Raw genomic sequence first — 20,155 nt, forward strand, 5'->3', positions numbered from 1 at the left:
CCGCCGATCCGCAGTCGAATGAACTGCTTCACGTCCGGCTATTTGCGACGGCTACAACCGCCCTCACAGAAATTTTCCTGCGCGAACTGTGTCAAAAACACGATGTCGAATCCGCCGTGTTTCTTGTTGACGGCGCGAAACACCTCCAAACCGCGCTTTCCCGAGCTGGGCTCCGATTTCAGATACATCACCACGGAAATCGAAATGCTGTCGAACGGATCTTTCGAGAACTGAAGCGTCGAACCTCGTCGTTTTCAAACTGCTTCAGCCACGTTGAACCGGAAACCGCCGAAAACTGGTTGCAGAGCTTCGCTCGATGGCTCAATGCTACTAACTAAACACTACCAGAGAGCGTCCGGTTCCCGTTCTTCGAACGGACCGACCTGTTCTCCCGTCGTCGCGTACCGATACAGTGCCGTCCGAACGATCGCGGATGCCGTCTGCGAGCCGACGATGGCGGCGACGACGATCCCGCCGCCACCGACGAGCGCCCCCGTGGCGAGAACGCCATCGAGGCTGAAGTATCCGAGCGCGGCCAGTACGACGCCCGGCAGCGCAACGATCAGAAAGGTGAAACTCACGCCGAGCGTGGCGGAGACGCTTTCACCCCACGTCTCTCGGAACAGCGATCCGCTGCGTCGGAGCTGGCGGCGCAGGCTCCGTCGTTGATCGAGAACGATGACCGGCACGATGAAGAACGTCAGGAGCGCCCAGGCGAGGTTGAAGACGGCTCGCGTCAGGCTCCCGACGACGCCGAACTTCTCGTCGAGAATGTACAGAACCGTCCCAAGCGTCGCGGCGACGACGGCCCACACGGCGATCTGCCGGCGAGCACGCCACGCTGCGGCGAGCCCGTCCCGGACGGACGTCGGATTACCATCGAACAGCTGGGCCGCGCAGTGAACCACTGCGGCGTTGAAAAACGTCGCTACGCTCGAGGAAATCGCAATCGCACAGAACATCGCCCCGTACTGGTAGAGATCGTTTGTGACGAGCGACGCGACGAGACCCTGCTGGAGGGCGATCGCGGCGAGAACGGCGAAGGCGCTCCCGACGGCGAGGAGACTTAACACGGGCAGGATCACGAGGCTCGGTTCTTGGGTGAACACGCGCAGGCTGTCGCGAGTAATGTCGAAGCCGCGTCTGTATTTCGAGGTCATACTAACTCACCACCGTAGTTACGGCTTTTCGTCGTATGATGGAGGGCATACAGTCCATTCCTCAACCAATATACATATAAAAACTTGGGAGAACGAACGTACGATTGCACCACCGATATCCAAGCGAAGCGGGCCGAGACCTTCGGAGAGTCGCTCGAAGGTAGCCCCGCTCGGTCGCTTGCAGGTATCCGTCGACTCGTTGAGATCGTCGCTCATCGACTACGAAGCGTTTGTTCAGGCACACACCGCACATCGCTGAAATCGGGTTTTAAGCCTAGAGTATGTTTTTCTCGTCTACAACGAATGGATCCGGTATGCCCTCCCAGCAAGATCTACATCATCCACGATCTCACGGTCGATTACAAGAGACGACGCAAGTCTTTGATCCGGGGAGAACCGAAGACGTCCTGATTCGGAACTACGATCACCAGCGAGGATATGACCTTACACTGGTCGTCCTCACGCAGGCCGGTGAGACGGCGTTTCAAAACCGATACTACCTCCAGCCGGGAGAGACCGTCAGCGAATGTGACCTCCTTCCAAGTGACGACTATGAGATCGCCGTTACTCTCGACAATACGCAGGAAGCATCCAGACGTTACCGGATCGATTCATCCCCCGATCACACGGCCGTTATCGAGATCGGCAACGGAGCTCTCAGCCTCACTGCGGGCCTGTACTCCTGATCGCCACCCGGCAACTATGACACCTTCCGAGTCAGCGAGTGTGAGGGACGATCGCCGAGAGCCGCCGCGGTCAACTCGTGCGCGAATTGAGTCGTGAGCTAGCCGTTCGTTTGGTTTGTGAGCGGATGAACGAGCCGGAGCCGGGCGAATCATCGGAAACGGAGATTCCGGAATTACCACTCGGCGGCAATTCCGGTTAGAAGGGCTCCTAGGACTCTCACTCAGGTAACTGACGCCGCTTCCACCGTACCCGGTGGAGGCCACAGACCGGTCATCCAGTCCAAACCACCACAGTTGACTGACGATGACGCGTCCAATCACCTAACTGACTGGGGTCTCACCTCGCTTCCCTGGCATACGTGTGCCATTCCGGATTTGGACGTGAGGTTTCCTGTCGGTGCCTTTAGTCCCGGATCAGGGCGATTGTAATACCGAGTGCGGCGATCGCCGCGATGACGCCGATTACCAGCGGAACTGGTTGATTCGGGTTCCATCCCCATTCCCAGTCAAAGAGGACGGAGCCACCAAGAGCGATAACCACCATAATGACGCCAACGAGCGTCCCGAGACGCGAATCACGAGTGGGGAGCATACCAAATACCTACCATCCCGGAGGATAAACAGCCCCTGCACGACTCCAAGCGTTGGAACTGCGGGTTCGCCCTTATCACCGTGGGTGGTGAAGACGGCATGGAACGAGTGAATGAAGACGTACGTGACATTAGCGGGCTGCTGGCCGACGAGACCACCCAGCGGATTCTCATCGAAACACATAATGAACCAATGTCCGCAGAGGAACTGAGCGACGTGTGTGGTGTATCACCACAGACGGTGTATCGGCGACTCGAACGGCTCCAGGAGTATGATCTGGTAACGGAAGCCGTCGAGCTAGACGATGACGGCCATCATTACAAAGTGTACACTGCAACACTTGACCGAGTCACCATCGAGTTGACCTCAGATGGGTTCAACGTTGACCTCGGCCTCCGTGAGCGGATGGCTGCTCGCTTCACGGACTTCGTTAGTGAGGTGCGTGACCGATGAGTCTGCTCCAGTTGAGTCCGACGATCCAATCACAGATCGCCTTCGTCCTCACGGTCACATCGACAATTCTGGGCCTTGCAGTCGGCTATCTCGCGTTGCGTGGCTACTGGCAGAGCCGGGCCCGACCGATGCTGTTCATCGCTGTCGGGTTCTTTCTGGTGTTTTGGACACCGGTGTTGCTCGTCATCGGACCGTATCTTACCCCGCTTGTTGGGCCATTCGTGTACGGAATGGTGGGGGAGATCAGTCGCATCATCGGGTTGCTCGCTATTCTGTACGGGTTGCGGATGCCCTATCTCCAACGTAATTCGTAGTAGTTCCGTCAAGATCTGGGTGTATCCCGGTAATACTCCGTACCAGCGAACCGAGTGTAGACGGAAGAATGCGAGCGACCGGCGGATCGACATCCACTCTGGAGGACCAGAACGGCCGCTCGCCGGTGTCACGGCGGTACCTTGCGGGTCTGTACGCTATTCGCCGGGAGCTACCGCGGCCCCCTCAACGGGGTACCACCGGTGATCGTCCCACTAGAACCGTACGGGCCGTGCCGTCGGCCCGACCGCAGTATTCGCCGCTTTTGGTGCAGTGTCCATGGCGCGATGAAACTCATCCGTTTGTGCGACGTCGTCAGACGCGTCACTTGGGGTCCGTCGGAGGATGCGGAGCGTCCGCGCTCTCCACGATCCCAGTTCCGCCAGATTCGCTTATGATAGCCAGCCGTGATTGGACGTGAGCGAAGCCTAGTCAGTCATTTTTTGGAACTTCCGCGCGGCGCTTTGAGTCGTCTGCGTATGCCGAGCCCGTATGGTCCTCGTGGAGAAAGCCGTCGCCAGTTTCGAACATCGTCTCTCTCAACGTCTCTCCGGTGTACTCCTCCCGATGTAGACCGCGGTCCTGTAGCTCGGGGACGACGTGTTCGACGAAGTCGGAGAGCGTTCCGGAGCGAAGAACTTCCGTCAGATTGAAGCCGTCGATGCCGGCCTCGTCGACCCAGCGTTCCATCTCATCGGCTATCTGGGCGGGCGTTCCAACGACGGGGACGCCGATACCGCCGACGCCGATAAACGTGGCCACCTCGCCGACCGTCCACTCCCGGTCGGGATCCGCTTTCGTGAACGAGTCGACGATCCCCTGAATGGCGTCGGACTCGATGTGTTCCACTCGTTCGTCGGGGTCGTACTCGGCGAAATCGATGTCCGTCCAGCCGCCGACTAAGGCCAATGCCCCCTCGTGACTGACGTACTCCTCGAGTTCCGCGTACTTCCGTTGGGCCTCTTCCTCGGTGGGAGCCACGATCGGCGCGATGGCCGCGAACACGTGGAGATGGTCGGGTGAGCGTCCGTACGCGGCAGCGCGCTCGCGCACGTCTTCGACGTACGATCGGGCGGTGTCCACCGTCGGCTGGAACGTGAACACTGCTTCCGCGTGCTTTGCGGCGTATTCTCGACCCCGATCCGACTGTCCAGCCTGATACAGAACGGGCGTCCGTTGGGGTGACGGCTCCGTGAGATGGGGACCTGGAACCGTGAAATACTCCCCGTCGTGATTTATTTCGTTGACCTTCTCCGGGTCCGTGAACGTCTCAGTTTCGGGATCCTTGACGACGGCGTCCGACTCCCAGCTCTGTTCCCAGAGCTTGTAGCACACCTCGATGTACTCCTCGGCAAGGTCGTATCGTTCGTCGTGTTCGATCCGCCCCTCGAGACCGAGGTTAACTGCTGCATCCTCGAGGTACGAAGTGACGATGTTCCACGCGATCCGACCGTCAGTCAGGTGATCGAGCGTCGAAAGCCGTTTCGCAGTCATATACGGCTTGGTATAGGTCACGGAATGCGTCGCGGCGAATCCGAGGTGGTCGGTGACCTGAGCCATCGCCGGGATCGGTAACAACGGATCGTTCACCGGCGTTTGGACGGCCTCGCGGACGGCAGTGTCCCGAGACCCGTCAAAAACGCTGTACGTCCCGAGTACGTCGGCGATAAAGACGGCGTCGAACTTGCCCTCTTCAAGGGTTTGTGCGAGGTCCGTCCAGTATTCCAGATCCGTGTACGCATCCGAGTTATCGTCTGGATGCTTCCACAGACCCGGTGACTGGTGACCGACGCAGTTCATCGTGAATCCGTTCAGGTGGATGTGGTCGTTTGCCATCACATACACTAATCAACCGGAATGAACGTAGTTCGAGTGACACGGGATACAATCACCGTGGTCTGCGAGGCGAGAAAACGCATCTCCGAACTCTTTGAACACCGTCCTAGCGGTTATCCAAACGCCACTTAGCCCTCACAAGCCGAGAGCAGGCTTTAACACCCTCTCTCAAACTTCTTGTTAGCAATTTGCTCTCTCAGAATCGCTGAAACAGGAATGTAGTTAACCGTGATACTTGCGGACGTTGCTTACACAATCTGCTCTCGGACGGGTGTATCAGTAAGCAGTCTTCAGCGACCGGGTGTTTCAGACGGTGATATATCTGAAGAAGAGGATTTCAGCAGAGCCAGATCTAACGAAAAGAGACATCCCTCCGTCGATGATACGTATGCGTATGGACACTCTACGAGGTCTGTACCGATGGTTAGATGATCGAGTGCGTGGCCTCTCTCGTGTCTCTTACGCTGTTCTCGTTGGTTTTGTCTCCGCTGTGGGCGTATTCGCCGTGAGACTACTACTGCCGGGTGATGGAAGTTTTGGACCGGTAGTAATGGGACTCACAATGGCCGTCGTCTACTACGCCTTTGACCCGAATAGCGAGAGCTGATGTGAGCTGCCTCTTCTGTATCGACCGCAACCGGAGCAAAGTCCATCATCTACTCTCTTGCTATCGGTGAATCAGAGAGAGAACAGATGGATAATGGAGTCTGCGGGCAGATTCCTCAACTGGTGAGTTAGTCCGAGTACGGTGTAGTCAGGATGGATCGTGACTCGTTCACTCCGAGCCTGAATGACGCCGCAATTCATTGATGAGTGTTGGGAAATGATCCCGATCCCGAAAAGTGCTCCAGGCTCCAGTAACTCGTTTTCCGCGAATGTGTGAACGAGGTACTATGCCGTGAGCCCGAGAAACATGAACACGAGCGTGATCTTCGTTTCGGGGGACAACGAGGGATCACGAGTCACGTACCGAACCACCCCGTATCTGCCTCTACGTGTTATGGCACTATGGTTCTCTAAACCCCTTTTTCTCGATTCCACAGAGATGTGAACGCGGTTAAACGCGTCGCCGCTTACAGGCGCTTGCTTCGTGAGGCAACCACGTCCAAGCCCGGGCTGTAATAGTATACCGGCTCCTCAGCTGGCATCTGGAATCCGTGTGCCGAAAGTAGCGTGTTCGTTTGAATCTCGGCAGCAGCAGGGTACAATGTCCACGGCTCGTGTTCCACATCGGTGTATCGGAGGCTCCCGTCTCGGGCTTCGGTGTAGAACCGATACCGTTCAACCAGAAACTCCCCGAACGGATCGGTCGGGGCCGAAAACGGCTCGTCGACTGGCCAGTACGTTCCCTCGTACCGGGCGGGACGGGCTCCTGGATGACGACGATGGCTCCCGAACCTGACTCGTCCCTCAGTCCAAGTCAGCGAGATACGTGCGTAGTAGTATGGAAGGTGATGGAAGCCACGTGCCCCAAGGACGCTCGCAATCCCTTGTGCATCGAGGCTGAAGAAGTAGACTGCCGGAACGTCGTCGTGAGTGACGTACGTCCTGACGTTGAGTTCCGGAAGTTGGATGCCAAGCGGTTCGGGTACGCCTTTTGGCCGAACGGCGACGTTGGTGAATAGGACGATCGACAGCCACGCTGACCCATCGTGCTCATCGGGTTCCAGTTGATCCGGGAGATGGGCAGTCATCACAGCCGGATCGATTGGCCAGTTCTCGAACAAGAGATGGCGCCAACCCATCTCCAGGGGAACGACCATACAGAAATCCCGTAGCGCTGACGCAAATACCGTTGTTGCGGACGAACCAATCACCTACACAGAATACAGAGTTAGCGTGGAGCCTCGTCACTTGAGACGGGTTCAAGCGAGCCAGTTGTTCTTTTTTGTGCTGGGGCCGTGTTGTTCAGGATAGTGATGTCGAATGCCAAGTCCTGATAGAACCCGTCTCGCACTGTTTGTCAGTGTTCTCGTCGTCTTTGCCGTCGCGCTCTATGTCGTCTCCGGGATCACCGCAATGAGCCCGATCGCGCTTGCGCCAGCATACATGTTCTCCCCGATGATCGCCGGACTCGTTGTTTGTGTCCGCAGGGACATTCCGCTGTCGGCAGTTGGTCTGCGAATCGGCCGTGTTCGATGGCTTGCTGTAGCTGCCGTGGTTGCCCTTCCACTCGTGGGATTGACGCTTCTCATCGCGGTGGCCGTCCCTGGTGTCGGGTTTGATCCGACTACCAATCCGACGCCGGGGCTCGAACTGCCGTCGGGAGTGCTTGGTGTGGTGGCGACATTCGGACTCGTGCTTGGGCTCGGGGCGACCGTGAACGCGGTGTTTGCCTTTGGCGAGGAGTTCGGCTGGCGGGGGTATCTGCTGTGGGAGTTGGCTCCGTGGGGGTTCTGGAAAGCCTCAGCTGCTATCGGTGCGCTGTGGGGCGTCTGGCACGCGCCGGTCATCGGTGCCGGCTACAACTATCCTTCGTTCCCCGTAATCGGCGTCGTCGCTATGACGATTGCCTGTCTCTCGTTTTCGTCAGTCTATACGTACCTTGTCATCCGCTCGGGATCCGTGCTTGCAGCGGCGTTACTCCACGGAGTGTTCAACGGATCCGCCGGTCTCGTTATTGCGTATGCCGTCGCGGACGATGCTGTGCTCAGTGAATTAGTCGCCAGCCCGGTCGGAGTTGCCGGTGTTATCGCGTTCGGACTCGCTGCTGTCGGCATCGCGCTGTCCGGGGCACCGCCGTTAACGCGCGAGTTCGCCCACGACACGGCCACGTCTGCATAGATTCACGACGAGTGAGGTCGAAGACGGGTACCCGGGACGCGTACTCAGGTATTTGCGATCCGAGAACCGTACCTGTGTATGGAATCGGTTGGCGAGTCAGCGAGACGTTCTGGAATCGGCATTCGAACCCGAAAAGCGGGTGGAGCCGAATGCTCGTCTCACCCGTGCTGCTGTACGCCGTGTATCAGCGGCGATGGCGACTTGCCGGTGCTGTTGTCGTCTTCACCGTGGTCAATCCGGTTTTGTTCGGCCCGCCAGCGGATGACCAGGCGTGGATGACTCGCGTGGTACTAGCTGAACGGTGGTGGACGATGGAACACGGACAACCGGTTTTTGAGCTGTCCTATCCAAACGTCCTCAACGTACTCAATATCCCTGTGGCTGGATACGCATTCATCGCTGCATATCGGCGGCGCCCATCCTGTCACAACCCGTTTCGGGACTCCACTCAAAACCACGTAGAGGCTTCTTACTCGCCGTTTTCGGGAGAATCGCGTGTTCGATAAAGGGCTTTCAAATCGGACCCCAGTTCGTCACGAGTTGCGCCCCCGTCACGTCGTACGCTCGCTGAGTCCAAGCCGGGTGATCGACGGTGACCCGGCTCGATACCGAACCGGCAGACCGCCGTCGGTATCTCAACTGTGGATCACATGTTTCCCGCGAGTTCCGACGTATTCACGGTGACACGAACGGGCGGATTCATCGCTGCCCATCGTGTGACAGCCACCGACGGATCTTCAAAGGGTCCGCGGCGGGACAGGAAGTCCCCACGCCGGACCCGAAGGTTGCTCCCGGTCGCCACGGCGACCGCCCCGCGGGGTGGCGGGAATGACGTTCGTGCGTGCCTCGAAGCTCTACGACCTCGTCCACGGCCAACATATTATATTATTTTCGATTATAGTGCTTCGTTAGAAACGATCCTCCTATCATCTTCAATTTGAGGGTAGCCTTCTTGACTACTTGTCCGTATGGATCTCGTTTGGAACGATTCAAGCTCGAACTACTGCACGGATAGCGCTGGTTTACCGTACTACACCTGGTTTATTGTATCCTGCCTGAAATATATCCGCTAACCAATCGTAGCCGGTCATATGTCTTTGACGGACACCGAGAGCAAGCGATCAACGATAACCCAATTCACCGATCCAATGTGCACGTGGTGCTGGGGCTCAGAACCCATCATACGGCGTCTCCGAACCGTCCTTGGTAACCAGGTAGAGATCAGATACGTTATGGGCGGCTTAGTGCAAGACTTCGACGAGTTCTACGACGCAGCCAATGATATCGTAGAGCCCAGTGACGTGGCTCCACATTGGGAGGAAGCCTCTCAACATCACGGAATGCCCGTCGATACACAGATTTTCGAAGCCGATCCAGCACAGTCAACGTACCCCGCAAGCAAGGCATTCGTCGCCGCACGTCAACAGGATACCGAATTGGCGCATCGGTATCTACGCCGCCTTCGTGAGGGCTACACCACACAAGTCCGGAACGTCAACCACCGAGAAGAGCAGGTGAAAATTGCGGAGTCAGTCGGTCTCGACGTGGATGATTTCACTACGGCACTGGATAACGGAACTGCCCAAGCAGCGTTCGAGAAGGATCTTTCCCGAACCCGTCAAGCGGGCGTTCGGGCATTCCCGACGTATCACATCAAGGGACCAGCCGGCGAAAATCAGGTGTCGGGGTTCCAGTCGTTTGAGGAGCTGGTGGCCGCACTGAAGACTGTTGCTCCTACCTTAGAACAGTCATCCACCCCACCGGTACCGCAATTTATCGCCGAATACGAGCCCGTTGCGACGCGGGAAGTCGCCGAAGTGTATGAATTCGACGATGGAAAAGCGCGACAGGTGTTGGAATCATTCGCCGATGACGGATCTATCCGCCGTGAAGCCCGCGGAAACGGTTTCTTCTGGTACTCGAAGAACGGAGGGGATCGCTGATGGGGCTGCTCCACAACGGTGAGTGGGAACCTGATGCCACCCGCGACCAGTACGACCACGATGCTTTCGACGACCGAGTCGAGAATTTCGAAGACGCCAATTTCCCGGCAGAGGCAGACCGTTACCACCTCTACATTTCGCGTGCCTGTCCGTGGGCTCACCGGGCAGCACTCACGCGAAGACTCCTCGGCCTTGAAGACACCATTTCGGTTGATGTCGTTGATCCCGTCCGCCACGACCAGGGATGGGAGTTTTCCCCCGAGAAGGCACATTGTACGCCGGATTCGGTGCACGGCCACGACACCCTCTACGAGGTCTTTCAGGAGGCTGATCCGGGCTATACAGGCCGCGTGACGGTTCCCATCCTCTATGATCGGAAAACCGAGACCATCGTCCACGAGGAATCGGCGAAGATTGCTCGGATGCTCGCCACCGAGTTCAACCACCATACATCGGAATCGCTGGATCTCTACCCGTCGTCAATGCAGGACGATGTCGACGACGCCATCGAAGACGTCCATTCCTCGATCAACACGGGCGTCTACCGTGCTGGATTCGCTGACTCACAGGAATCGTACGAGACGGCCGTGCAGGAACTCTTCAACGGTATGGAACGCTTGGACGAGATCTTATCCACCCGTCGCTACGTCATCGGTGATCGACTTACCCTCGCAGACGTGTTTCTCTTTCCAACGCTGTATCGGTTCGATGCCGTCTACTACACGCATTTCAAGTGTAACGTCCGTCGCCTGATCGACTTCGACCACCTCTGGGACTACGCCCGAGACATCTACCAGACGAAAGGTGTCCCCGAAACCTGCAATATGGATCACGTCAAGGCCCACTACTACCGTAGCCACGATGAGATCAATCCGACCGGCTTCGTGCCTGTTGGACCCAAACGCGATTGGACGGACTCCCATAACCGTAACGAACTGTCCGGTGACGACAATAGTGTCAGAAAATAACTATGGCCAACACACTCAATTCAGGTCTCGAAGGTATCACGGCCGCAGAAACCCGACTGAGTCAAATCAACGGTGAGAAGGGCGAACTCCTCATTCGGGGCTCCCCAATCGACGAACTCGGGGGTAATGCAAGCTACGAGGAGACGGTCTTCCTCCTGCTGAACGGACGACTTCCGGCAGCCGAGGAAACTGACGAGTTACGGGATACACTCGCATCCCACCGCCATATCTGCGATGAGGTTCAGGCTGTTCTCCAGCGAGCAGCCCGAGAGGAAAAGCCCGCAATGGACGCCCTTCGTATGGGTGTTGCAGCTGCAAACCTCGGAGTTGCAGATCAAGACCTGAGAGAGGACGTCCATCGGGTGATTGCGGTCTTTCCCACTATTGTGGCAGCCTACTGGCGATACCGACAGGGAAAAGAACGGGTCACACCGCGTGACGATCTGCGACACGCAGCGAACTTTCTCTATATGTTGACGGGCGAGGACCCGTCCGAAGCTCGAGTCGCTGGTCTCGAAACCTACCTGAATACCGTCGTTGATCACGGGCTGAATGCGTCCACATTTACCGCTCGCGTCGTCGTCTCGACGGAGTCGGATCTCATCTCCGCAGCGACGGCTGCTGTCGGGACGCTGAAAGGGCCCCTCCACGGAGGGGCACCCGGTCCCGTGTTGGAGATGCTTCGAGAAGTGTATGAAACAGGGGATGCAGAGGGGTATGTTCGCGAAACGTTGGACGCCGGCGAGCGACTGATGGGATTCGGTCACCGCGTGTACCGCGCGCGTGACCCTCGGGCTGCTGTTCTAGAATCGGCCGCTACTAGCTTGTACACCGAAAAAGAAGACATCGAGTTCTTCGAGACTGCCCAGGAGTTCGAGGATGTCGCTACCGACCTGTTGGCAGAATACGTGCCGGATCGCCGGCTGGAAACGAACGTCGAATTCTACACCGCAATTCTACTCGACGGTGTCGGGATTCCCAAAGATATCTTTACGACTACGTTCGCTATCTCCCGGGTTAGCGGCTGGATGGCTCACGCGCTAGAACAATTAGACGACAATCGATTGATCCGTCCCAGTTCACACTACGTCGGTGATACACGACGGTCGTGGACCCCGGTTGAACATCGATAGTGGAAGAGATATAATAACTGAAATATGACTCAGATGGACAAAAACACGGTTGAGACATCGTCTACTGACAAGGATGCATCAACTGAGACGGAAAGCGAAGTCGTTGAATTCTCCCGTAACGGGATCTGGTCTGGTTTCGTCACTTGCGTCCCCGTTGCCCTCGGGGTTGGGGCCTATGGTCTCGTGTTTGGCGTTCTCGCGCGCGAAGCCGGCCTGAGCGTCATAACGGCTGTCACGATGAGTGCTACCGTGTTGGCAGGAGCAGCACAGCTCATCGCTGTTGGGCTGTGGGACTGGCCGGTTCCTGTCGTCGCCGTCGTCGGTACGACACTGGTGGTGAACCTCCGGTATCTCCTGATGGGTGCCTCGTTGCGTCCGTGGTTCACCCGGCTTTCGTCTCGACGGGCGTATACGAGTCTCTTTTTTTTGGCCGACGAGAACTGGGCCCTCACGATCAAAGACCTCCGTGCTGGCAACGGACGCGGAGCCTTTCTTCTAGGCAGTGGGCTGGCAATCTGGGTCTTCTGGGTTGCCGCCACCGCTATCGGTGCGGTCGCTGGCGGTCGCATCGGAGATCCAGAAACCTACGGATTGGATTTCGTCCTGACGGCCATCTTTCTCTCCCTCCTCGTCGGTTTCTGGGAAGGACGATCTTCCCTAGCTCCGTGGATTACGGCCGCCGTCGTTGCCGTCATCGTTGAAGCCGTCCTCCCCGGCCGCTGGTATATCTTGGCTGGGGGACTTGCCGCAAGCCTAGCAGAGGTGGTGCGTAGTGCTCAATGAGGTGTCACTGACCGCGTTGGCGGTCGTGTTCGGAATGAGTATCGTCACGTACTCAACCAAGGCCGGCGGGTTCTGGGCACTGAGCCGAATCAAGCCGTCCGACTCGGTTCGAGAGGCGCTTGATGCCCTCCCAGGAGGTATCATCATCGCCATCCTTATCGTTCGTTTGCTGAATGGTGGGCCCATCGAGTGGGCGGCTGGAATCGTTGTCGTCCTCGTCGCTCATCGAACTGAAAATGTCCTGCTGGCGATGGCGGCTGGCATTATCACGCTGTTAGTCATTCGCGGGGGAGGCTTGGGGATCGTTTAATGGTAGTATAGCACGGGAAACCTGGTATAGTGTAACTTACCTTAAATATAATGGTCAGAGGGCCATATTTTCTCGTGCAACGATGTCACCAAACGACATCCGCTATTATCGGACGAGGGGAAGCGCACGGACGAACAGAAAGCTGCTCAGCCGCGATTCATCAAGAGGTGACGCCTAATGGCGTTCGCCTCGACGCTGTCTGGGACGGCGTTCCTACTCAGTCGAGTGCTTTTTGCACTCGTTATCGGCTACCTCGCGCTGGGTAATCTGCTTGACCTCGAGTCGTCGGTGGGGTACGCCAAGAGTAAGGGAGCGCCGCTAGCTTCGGTCAGCGTTCCACTGGGAAGTCTGGGGCTGATCACCGGCGCGCTCGCAGTGCTCATCGGTGTCTACCCCGTGCTCGGTGCACTGGCAGTGATCATCTTCCTTGTCCCGATTACGGTCATTATGCACGACTTCTGGACTATGGAAGGTCAGGAGCGACAGAACGAACGGATTCATTTCCTGAAGAACATCGGTCTGATCGGGGCTGCACTGGGCTTCCTGGCGCTTTCCTCCGTCACCTGGCCGCTAGCAGTCGGAATCGGGCTCTGATACTCTACGGGAACAACCGAGACGTTGCCGGATACTGAGCGATCAGTAGGAGCTCTCTGGCGTTCGCCAGTCTTGGTCGCCATCCTCGCGGCGACACTGATGAGTCTCCAGACAACGACTATCGGAATAAGGCACGTCATTGATCCGGCACTGTTCATACTTCTCGGAGGCCAATCGGATATCAGGGTACGCTCCTTTCCGAAAGCATTGGTGCCGCTCTGGGGGCTGCGGTACTGGGTATCCTCACAGTCAATTCCTCACTGGACTCAATATTTATACTGGACTGTGAGGATGCAACGCCTATGGCTAGTGAACGGTCCGATAGAACCAAGGTCGCGACTGACGCTGAATCCGCGTTTATGACCTTGAGCCACGATCTCCGATTGGAAATTCTGCTCGCACTCTGGGATGCCCCAGGGTTTTCATTATCTTTCTCCGAACTTCGGAAGGCAGTAGGGGAACGCGATTCAGGTAGCTTCACTTACCATCTCTCGGAGTTACAGGATCAATTCGTCGCTAAAACTGATGAGGGCTACGAACTGCAGTACCCCGGGCACCGCGTTCTCGATGCAATTCAGAGTGGCGTCTTTCACGATCAGGTCACGGTCGGGCCAGTCGAGTTGGACGATCACTGTCGAGAGTGCGAGGAGCAACTGACCTTCGAATACGACACCGATTACATCGCCCGGATTCGTTGTCCCGCTTGTGGAAATCGGGCGCTGGAGTGGCCGTTCGATCCCGGTGGAATCGCTGACCGCGACAGCGACGCCATCGTTGCGGCCTTCGATCGGCGGACGAAGCTCATCTGGTCGTGCGCCCTTGACGGCATCTGTCCGTTTTGCGCCGGCCACATCGACCGCGAGTTGACTAGCCGCGTCCACGAGCAGGGAGCCTGCATCGGCGTTATCGAACAACTCGATCGATACGACGAGTACTTCGCGCGCGACCATCCTGCAGTCGTGGCGGTTGATTGCGAACGATGTAGTTTCTACAGCTTCATTCCGGTCGGCGTCGTCCTACTGACGCGTCCGGCAGTCACGGGCCGACTTTATGAAGCCGATATCGACTCCCGAGAGACGCCGCTGTGGGATCTCGGGTTCGTCGTTGACTCCGGTTCAGTCACTGTCCTGCAAACGGACCCTCTGTGCGTCGAGGTTTCGGTTCCGGATGCGACGGAATCGTTGGCGGTTACTATCGACGAGTCATTCACCGTCACCACCGAGGATTAAAGATATATAATTTTAATTACTGAAACGAATTTCACCGAGATCTTAACTGGGTTTAGTGTGTGTAATTCGGCAAGGTATGGACGTGAACGATACCAAACACATAATCGCACTATGTGGAAGCCAGCGTGGCGGAAGTCGTACCCGCTATGCCCTCGAACAATCTCTGGGAGCAGCTGAGACAAAGGGGGCCACGACCAACCTCGTGGACCTCACCACGGTAGATCTGCCAGTCTTCGATCCAGACCATAGTGATGCTGGGGATGCGGAAAAACTCCGACAACTCGTGAGAAGTGCTGATGGCGTCTTGCTGGGATCTCCAGTGTACCACGGATCGTACTCGTCAGTTCTGAAGACCGCACTCGATTACTGTGAGTTCGACGAGTTCGAGAACACGACGGTCGGACTCCTGGTCGTCGCCGGCGGAGGGTTCCCGACGCCCGCACTGGAGCACCTTCGGTCGGTTGCCCGCACGCTCAAGGCCTGGGTACTCCCCCATCAGGTCGCGATCCCTAATGCCCACAGCACCTTCGAAGCCGGAGAGTTAACCGACGAAGTGCTGGCTGAGCGAGTTGAGACGCTTGGAATTGAGATCGTCGATTACGCAGGCGTCGAATCGTACCCCGAGAGCACTACTGCCTGTGCTGTCCCCACGGCCGATTAACTATGTCTGCTGAAACCGAATCCCGACGGAACGAGATCGAGAAACAGAACGCATCGGCATGTCCAGTCATCCAAGCCATCGACCAGATCGGAACTCCCTGGCGAATGAACATCATCTATGCTCTCAGAGAGGGCGAGAAACGGTTCAACGAACTCAAACGAGCGACCGGAGCACGCTCGAAGACTCTCTCCGACGCGCTCGACGAACTGGTGGATAACGACATCGTCGCTCGACGAATGGAGGAGGATGCACCGGTCGCGGTCTACTACGGTCTCACGGTAAAGGGAGAGGACCTCCTTGACGTATTAGCGGAACTTGATGAATGGGCTCAAGATTGGGGCGAAGAGGTCCCAGACGGACTGAATCCTCACCTCCACGAGAGCTGAAAGAGCCCCAATCCAATGAAGTTCCAACTCACCGAAGAGCAACGACGTCTCCGTGACGAGGTCCGACGGTACGCACAGGACGTCATCAAGCCGCAAGCGATCGAGTTAGACCACGCAGAGGAACATCCGACCGAAATCCTCAGCGACCTCAGTGACCGCGGATACACGGGCCTCACATTACCAGAAGAATACGGGGGAATGGGTGAGGGGATGCTCGAACTCGCGATCATCACCGAGGAATTGTCCGCTGTACTGATGCCCGTCGCAAGTGCGCTCGCCCTTCACCTCGGCGTCGCCGAAGCCATTCAACGGTTCGGCACTACGGAACAGCGGGATACCTACCTTCCGTCGATGGCGACGTATGACACCGTCGGGGCTCTCGGATTGAGTGAAGAAAATGCTGGAAGTGACAAGTCAGGGATCGAGACGACCGCCGAAAGAGAGGGTGACGAGTGGGTTTTGAATGGACACAAACAGTGGATCACTAACTTCCTCCACGCTGATTACGTCCTTACGTACGCGAAAACTGGCCCCGAACGAGAGGGCCCCCACAACATTACCGCCTTCCTCGTTCCCACCGACGAGTTCGATGTCCAGGAGACCTGGGATACGTTCGGTGCTCGCACCGTGAAGTCTCCCAGAGCAACACTCTCAGACGTCCGAGTCCCGGACCAGCAGCGAATCGGAGCGGTTGGAGAAGCCTACGTTCAGCGCAAAAACCTTCAGACGGGGGTGAACGTGCCAGCTCGTGGCGTCGGAATCGCACGTGCCGCGCTCGATGATACCGTCGCGTACACCAGCCAACGGGAGCAGTTCGACCACTCAATCGGTGATTTTCAGGGCGTCAAGTGGACGGTTGGTGAGATGGCTCAGCGGGTAGATACCGCACGACTGCTGACGCTGCGTGCAGCGGATCGTGCTGACCGGGGGCACGACACGGCCCGAGAGTTCAGTATGGCCAAGGTCCTTGCGACACAGGCAGCCGTGGACAACGCCAACGAAGCGATGCAACTTCACGGCGGCATCGGCTACACGACGGAAACGCACGTGGAGCGGTATCTCCGAGACGCTCGACTGCTGACGATTGCTGGCGGACCTAACGAAGGCCATAAGGATACAGTCGGTGACGAGGTTTACGCCGAACATCCAAGAGGAGCCTCGGACCATGACCGAGACATTTGAATTCGCAACTGAAGCGGTTCATCGAGGTGAAACGACTAGTGAACAGCAGTATCTCTCGGCGGACGTGGTTTCACCGATTCACTTGGCGACACACCACGAAATGGAGGCACCTGGAGAGTTGAAAAACGGATACAAGTATTCCCGGTTCGGAAACCCGACCCGAGACGCACTGGAATCCCGGCTCGCTCACCTCACAGGTGGATCAGAAGCTATTGCATTCAATTCCGGGACGGCAGCGATAACGACGGCCGCTCTCGCGCTCTGTGACCCTGGCGATCACTTCATAGCATTTGATGGTGTATATGGCGGCACGAGGCTGCTTCTTGAAGACCTCTTCAGAGACGTGTTGGACGTGGAAGTGGAGTACGTGGATGCAAGAAGCCCTGAAACCGTCGAAGAACACGTCAGAGAAGACACGGCCCTCTTCTGGATGGAATCACCGACGAATCCTCTGTTGAAGCTGTGTGATATAGCTGAACTGGCCGGCGTGGCTGATGCACACGAAGTCCCACTCTGCGTGGACAACACGTTTGCAACGCCGTATTTGCAACAACCACTGGAATTGGGTGCCGACGTCGTCGTTCATAGTACGACAAAATACCTGAACGGTCACAGTGACTCGACAGGTGGTGCTGTCGCCACGAATGATCCAGCGATAGCAGAGAGGGTCTCAACGCTGCAAGAATACGTCTTCGGGAACGCATTATCACCATTCGACGCCTACCTGGTGCTACGAGGGATGAAGACGCTCCCACTCAGGATGGAGCAACACGAAGCGAACGCCCAGGCGATCGCGGGGTTCCTTGCTGACCACTCCAAGGTAGAGGAGGTGCACTATCCGGGACTCGAATCACATCCCCAACACGACCTCGCCGGACAACAAATGGACGGATTCGGGGGAATCGTCTCGTTCGAATTAGAAGCTTCGGAAGCCGAAACTCGGGCTTTCATTGAGGAATTGGAGGTATTCACTGTAGCTGTGAGTCTCGGCGGGGTAGAATCCCTCGTTGACCATCCATGGACGATGTCTGCATCATTTATTTCGCCGGAAGAACGACGTGCTGCTGGGGTCTCCGACTCGTTAGTCCGAATGCCTGTGGGTATTGAGGATAAAACCGATTTGATCCAAGACGTCGAACAATCGCTTTCCCGAATGTAGCATTCAGGATTATCCACTCGTCGACGGGACAAACGAGCCATTTACGCGGCTGTAGACTCTGCCACCTGTTCTGAACCCCTCGATATCATTCATCTCACGCCTGAAAGGTTGATTCGTTCGACTACCGGACCTCAAGCCTGCAGCGCCGATCGAAATTCACTCGGGTCCGTTCCAACACCCACCAGCGGTAGAGCCGTTCAAATACTTTTTTCGGCCGTTTCACGCGTTCCAGTGATCTCCGTCGATTAGTTCTCATTCGGGTTGCGAACGCGGCCCCGTCACGCGGTTAGCTCCGCAAATGGAGGGGGTTTCGTGACTGATCGCCCCTATCTCGCCTTCGTGACTCCGGTGAACCGCTGTACTGCGGGGGAAGAAACCGTCCCGCTCGAGGAACGCCGAAGCGAGCCCGCGAAGTCAGGTCCGTCATCGACGTGGAGAACCCGGATCCGATGGCCCGCATTCCGGGAGGGGAAGAAACGGATTCGGGCCCCGATTCGCGTTCCCGACGCGTCATCGTGGCGGTGCATTATAAACGCGTTCGGCCGCAGTGCCTCGTATGGCGCGTTCCACACTCGGCCAGTCGCTCACCCCGGCACTCGCTGCGTGGCGGGAGTTGGTGGCCGAGGGACCCACCGGTCCGGGAATCGATTTCTCCGAGACGAACCGCACGCGGCGCTGCCGGCGTCGGTGCGATGCGTTTCTCGCCGACCCATCACCGGAAACGTTCCGGGAGCTGTGGTCGGCGGACACGATGGCCAGCTACTGGGCCCCGAACGCCGCCGTCCTGCTCGGACCCGACGACGCGATCGACGCGTTACGCGACGTCTGTTCCGAGATGATCGCCGCCGAGGAGTTCGACCCGACGTGGACGGATCGACTCGCCGGATCCGGCGCCGCGTGGGGAGTGACCGAACTATATGCACGGCTCCAGGGCGGGACCGAGCCGATCCCGACGCTCGAGGCGCAAGCGGCGTTGCGGTCGCTGCGGGACGCGAGCGTCGAGACGCCCGCTGCGGTCGCGGCCGCGATCGCTGACTTCGCGCAGGACTACGAGTCGGCGGTCGGTCACGCGTCCGCGGGAACCGCGTATGAACTCCCCCGATACGCGGAGATCGACGAGTTCTTCCGGCTCGTGCAAACGACCGACCGCGAGACGATCGCCGCTCACGTGACGGGGCCGTACGCGGCGCTGTTCCGCCCGCTCATCGGCCACCGCGTCCATACTGGCGGGGCTGATCCGATCGAGTGGCAGGGCGTGGACGCGCTCATCGAGGCACACGTCGACGCCCGCGATTCGGGCGCGTACGACGACCTCGAGACCGCTCACTGGGGCGGCACGCACATCGAATCGTGGAAATGGCAGTTCGCGGACTACTTCGAGACCGTCATCCGCGCGGACTTCGATCCGACGGCCCTGACCGCGGCGGACGTGCCGCGGTTCCTCGCGGCGATCGAGGAGCCCGATGCGGAGTTCGACGCGGTGTCGAACGTCCCGGCGAAGATGATGGGCGGGCAGTTCCACCGGTTGACCTGGCAGGACATCGTCGCACACTGTCGCGAGAACCCGGCCGAGGCCGCCGCGGTGCTCAGCGACCTCTACGACGAGACGCTCCCGATCGTCGATCGCCTCAACGAGTTTCACGAGTGCTTCCGTCACCTCACGACGCGGGACGAAAACGATCGGTCCCCCGGATCACTGCTCCGTGCCGCGACGGCACTGTTGATGTACGCGTATCCGGAGCGACACATCACGTTCCAGTATCAACGGATGGATGCCTTCTTCGCCGACTACTCGACGCTGGACGGCCTCGATGACGGGTTCAACGCCCGCCAGTACCGCGAGGTCGCGATCGCGTGTCGGGATCTCGCATCGAGGATCGAGGACCGGGCCGGGGACGCGTCGCTGATCGACGTCCAGACGCTCGTCTACATCGCCGACGACGCGTGACCGAGTCCCGCGGAAGAACGTCGGGCCGCGCCGAGTC

22 protein-coding genes and 1 pseudogene are annotated in these 20,155 nt (G+C 57.9%); 19 read left to right on the forward strand and 4 right to left on the reverse strand.

Going from position 1 to position 20,155, the window contains the following annotated elements; genetic code table 11:
* Nucleotides 1-338, forward strand: a pseudogene (locus tag BLV25_RS09250) (DDE-type integrase/transposase/recombinase); the annotation flags it as partial.
* A gap of 3 nt (nt 339-341) precedes the next feature.
* Here BLV25_RS09250 and BLV25_RS09255 read toward each other — a convergent pair.
* Nucleotides 342-1,160: a DUF6159 family protein gene (locus BLV25_RS09255; RefSeq protein ID WP_176819467.1), complete on the reverse strand. Its 819-nt coding sequence runs from the start codon at nt 1,158-1,160 to the stop codon at nt 342-344.
* Between the two features lie 314 nt (nt 1,161-1,474).
* Between BLV25_RS09255 and BLV25_RS09260 the strand changes: the two genes are divergently transcribed.
* Nucleotides 1,475-1,846: a hypothetical protein gene (locus tag BLV25_RS09260; RefSeq protein WP_021074143.1), complete on the forward strand. Its 372-nt coding sequence runs from the start codon at nt 1,475-1,477 to the stop codon at nt 1,844-1,846.
* A 403-nt stretch (nt 1,847-2,249) separates the two neighbouring features.
* On the opposite strand, the gene BLV25_RS09265 is transcribed toward BLV25_RS09260, so the two are convergent.
* On the reverse strand, nt 2,250-2,438 hold the full coding sequence (locus BLV25_RS09265; protein ID WP_021074144.1) for a hypothetical protein: 189 nt from the start codon (nt 2,436-2,438) through the stop codon (nt 2,250-2,252).
* A gap of 98 nt (nt 2,439-2,536) precedes the next feature.
* Here BLV25_RS09265 and BLV25_RS09270 point away from each other — a divergent pair, with 98 nt between their 5' ends.
* Together BLV25_RS09270 and BLV25_RS09275 are read left to right on the forward strand one after the other, a co-directional pair.
* A complete protein-coding gene (locus BLV25_RS09270) occupies nt 2,537-2,890 on the forward strand; it encodes an ArsR/SmtB family transcription factor (RefSeq protein ID WP_021074145.1) in 354 nt (117 codons plus the stop codon).
* Nucleotides 2,887-3,204, forward strand: a complete 318-nt coding sequence (locus BLV25_RS09275) for a DUF7521 family protein (RefSeq protein ID WP_021074146.1) — start codon at nt 2,887-2,889, stop codon at nt 3,202-3,204. The genes BLV25_RS09270 and BLV25_RS09275 overlap by 4 nt, the downstream gene beginning before the upstream one ends.
* Nucleotides 3,205-3,634: 430 nt before the next feature.
* Here the strand turns inward: BLV25_RS09275 and BLV25_RS09280 are convergent, their stop codons facing one another.
* Nucleotides 3,635-5,038: an LLM class flavin-dependent oxidoreductase gene (locus BLV25_RS09280; RefSeq protein WP_021074147.1), complete on the reverse strand. Its 1,404-nt coding sequence runs from the start codon at nt 5,036-5,038 to the stop codon at nt 3,635-3,637.
* A gap of 1,073 nt (nt 5,039-6,111) precedes the next feature.
* Nucleotides 6,112-6,801 (reverse strand): YqjF family protein, encoded by a 690-nt coding sequence (locus tag BLV25_RS09290; RefSeq protein ID WP_092732529.1) that lies wholly within the window; start codon nt 6,799-6,801, stop codon nt 6,112-6,114.
* Between the two features lie 163 nt (nt 6,802-6,964).
* Here BLV25_RS09290 and BLV25_RS09295 point away from each other — a divergent pair, with 163 nt between their 5' ends.
* The 15 genes from BLV25_RS09295 to BLV25_RS09365 all read left to right on the forward strand — a co-directional run bounded on the left by BLV25_RS09295 (nt 6,965) and on the right by BLV25_RS09365 (nt 20,118).
* Nucleotides 6,965-7,822 carry a CPBP family intramembrane glutamic endopeptidase gene (locus tag BLV25_RS09295; protein ID WP_092732532.1) on the forward strand — a complete coding sequence of 286 codons (858 nt, stop codon included), beginning with the start codon at nt 6,965-6,967 and terminating at the stop codon, nt 7,820-7,822.
* Between the two features lie 74 nt (nt 7,823-7,896).
* Nucleotides 7,897-8,328 (forward strand): DUF6653 family protein, encoded by a 432-nt coding sequence (locus BLV25_RS18100; RefSeq protein ID WP_321166987.1) that lies wholly within the window; start codon nt 7,897-7,899, stop codon nt 8,326-8,328.
* 86 nt (nt 8,329-8,414) lie between these two features.
* Nucleotides 8,415-8,654 carry a DUF7563 family protein gene (locus BLV25_RS18230; RefSeq protein WP_092732535.1) on the forward strand — a complete coding sequence of 80 codons (240 nt, stop codon included), beginning with the start codon at nt 8,415-8,417 and terminating at the stop codon, nt 8,652-8,654.
* Nucleotides 8,655-8,913: 259 nt separating this feature from the next.
* On the forward strand, nt 8,914-9,765 hold the full coding sequence (locus BLV25_RS09310; RefSeq protein WP_092732537.1) for a DsbA family oxidoreductase: 852 nt from the start codon (nt 8,914-8,916) through the stop codon (nt 9,763-9,765).
* On the forward strand, nt 9,765-10,733 hold the full coding sequence (locus BLV25_RS09315; RefSeq protein ID WP_092732540.1) for a glutathione S-transferase family protein: 969 nt from the start codon (nt 9,765-9,767) through the stop codon (nt 10,731-10,733). Before BLV25_RS09310 ends, BLV25_RS09315 begins: the two co-directional genes overlap by 1 nt.
* Before the next feature lie 2 nt (nt 10,734-10,735).
* On the forward strand, nt 10,736-11,866 hold the full coding sequence (locus tag BLV25_RS09320; protein ID WP_092732543.1) for a citrate synthase/methylcitrate synthase: 1,131 nt from the start codon (nt 10,736-10,738) through the stop codon (nt 11,864-11,866).
* A gap of 24 nt (nt 11,867-11,890) precedes the next feature.
* The gene (locus tag BLV25_RS09325; protein ID WP_256335694.1) at nt 11,891-12,649 is read left to right on the forward strand and encodes an AzlC family ABC transporter permease; all 759 of its coding nucleotides are present in this window, start codon (nt 11,891-11,893) and stop codon (nt 12,647-12,649) included.
* Nucleotides 12,639-12,959: an AzlD family protein gene (locus BLV25_RS09330; RefSeq protein ID WP_092732546.1), complete on the forward strand. Its 321-nt coding sequence runs from the start codon at nt 12,639-12,641 to the stop codon at nt 12,957-12,959. Before BLV25_RS09325 ends, BLV25_RS09330 begins: the two co-directional genes overlap by 11 nt.
* Nucleotides 12,960-13,136: 177 nt before the next feature.
* Complete coding sequence (locus tag BLV25_RS09335) at nt 13,137-13,553, forward strand: DoxX family protein (RefSeq protein WP_092732549.1); 417 nt, start codon at nt 13,137-13,139, stop codon at nt 13,551-13,553.
* A gap of 302 nt (nt 13,554-13,855) precedes the next feature.
* Entirely contained in the window at nt 13,856-14,782 is a 927-nt protein-coding gene (locus BLV25_RS09340; protein WP_092732552.1) for a winged helix-turn-helix domain-containing protein, read from the forward strand.
* A gap of 76 nt (nt 14,783-14,858) precedes the next feature.
* On the forward strand, nt 14,859-15,443 hold the full coding sequence (locus BLV25_RS09345; RefSeq protein ID WP_092732555.1) for an NADPH-dependent FMN reductase: 585 nt from the start codon (nt 14,859-14,861) through the stop codon (nt 15,441-15,443).
* Nucleotides 15,444-15,445: 2 nt separating this feature from the next.
* Entirely contained in the window at nt 15,446-15,829 is a 384-nt protein-coding gene (locus BLV25_RS09350; protein WP_092732558.1) for a winged helix-turn-helix transcriptional regulator, read from the forward strand.
* Between the two features lie 15 nt (nt 15,830-15,844).
* Entirely contained in the window at nt 15,845-17,011 is a 1,167-nt protein-coding gene (locus BLV25_RS09355) for an acyl-CoA dehydrogenase family protein (protein WP_092732561.1), read from the forward strand.
* On the forward strand, nt 16,995-18,170 hold the full coding sequence (locus BLV25_RS09360; protein ID WP_092732564.1) for a trans-sulfuration enzyme family protein: 1,176 nt from the start codon (nt 16,995-16,997) through the stop codon (nt 18,168-18,170). Before BLV25_RS09355 ends, BLV25_RS09360 begins: the two co-directional genes overlap by 17 nt.
* Before the next feature lie 556 nt (nt 18,171-18,726).
* Nucleotides 18,727-20,118 (forward strand): hypothetical protein, encoded by a 1,392-nt coding sequence (locus tag BLV25_RS09365; protein ID WP_092732567.1) that lies wholly within the window; start codon nt 18,727-18,729, stop codon nt 20,116-20,118.
* The last annotated feature ends 37 nt before the right edge of the window (nt 20,119-20,155 follow it).

Origin of the sequence: Halopenitus persicus, from assembly GCF_900107205.1 — an archaeon.
In the GTDB taxonomy this organism is placed as follows: domain Archaea; phylum Halobacteriota; class Halobacteria; order Halobacteriales; family Haloferacaceae; genus Halopenitus; species Halopenitus persicus.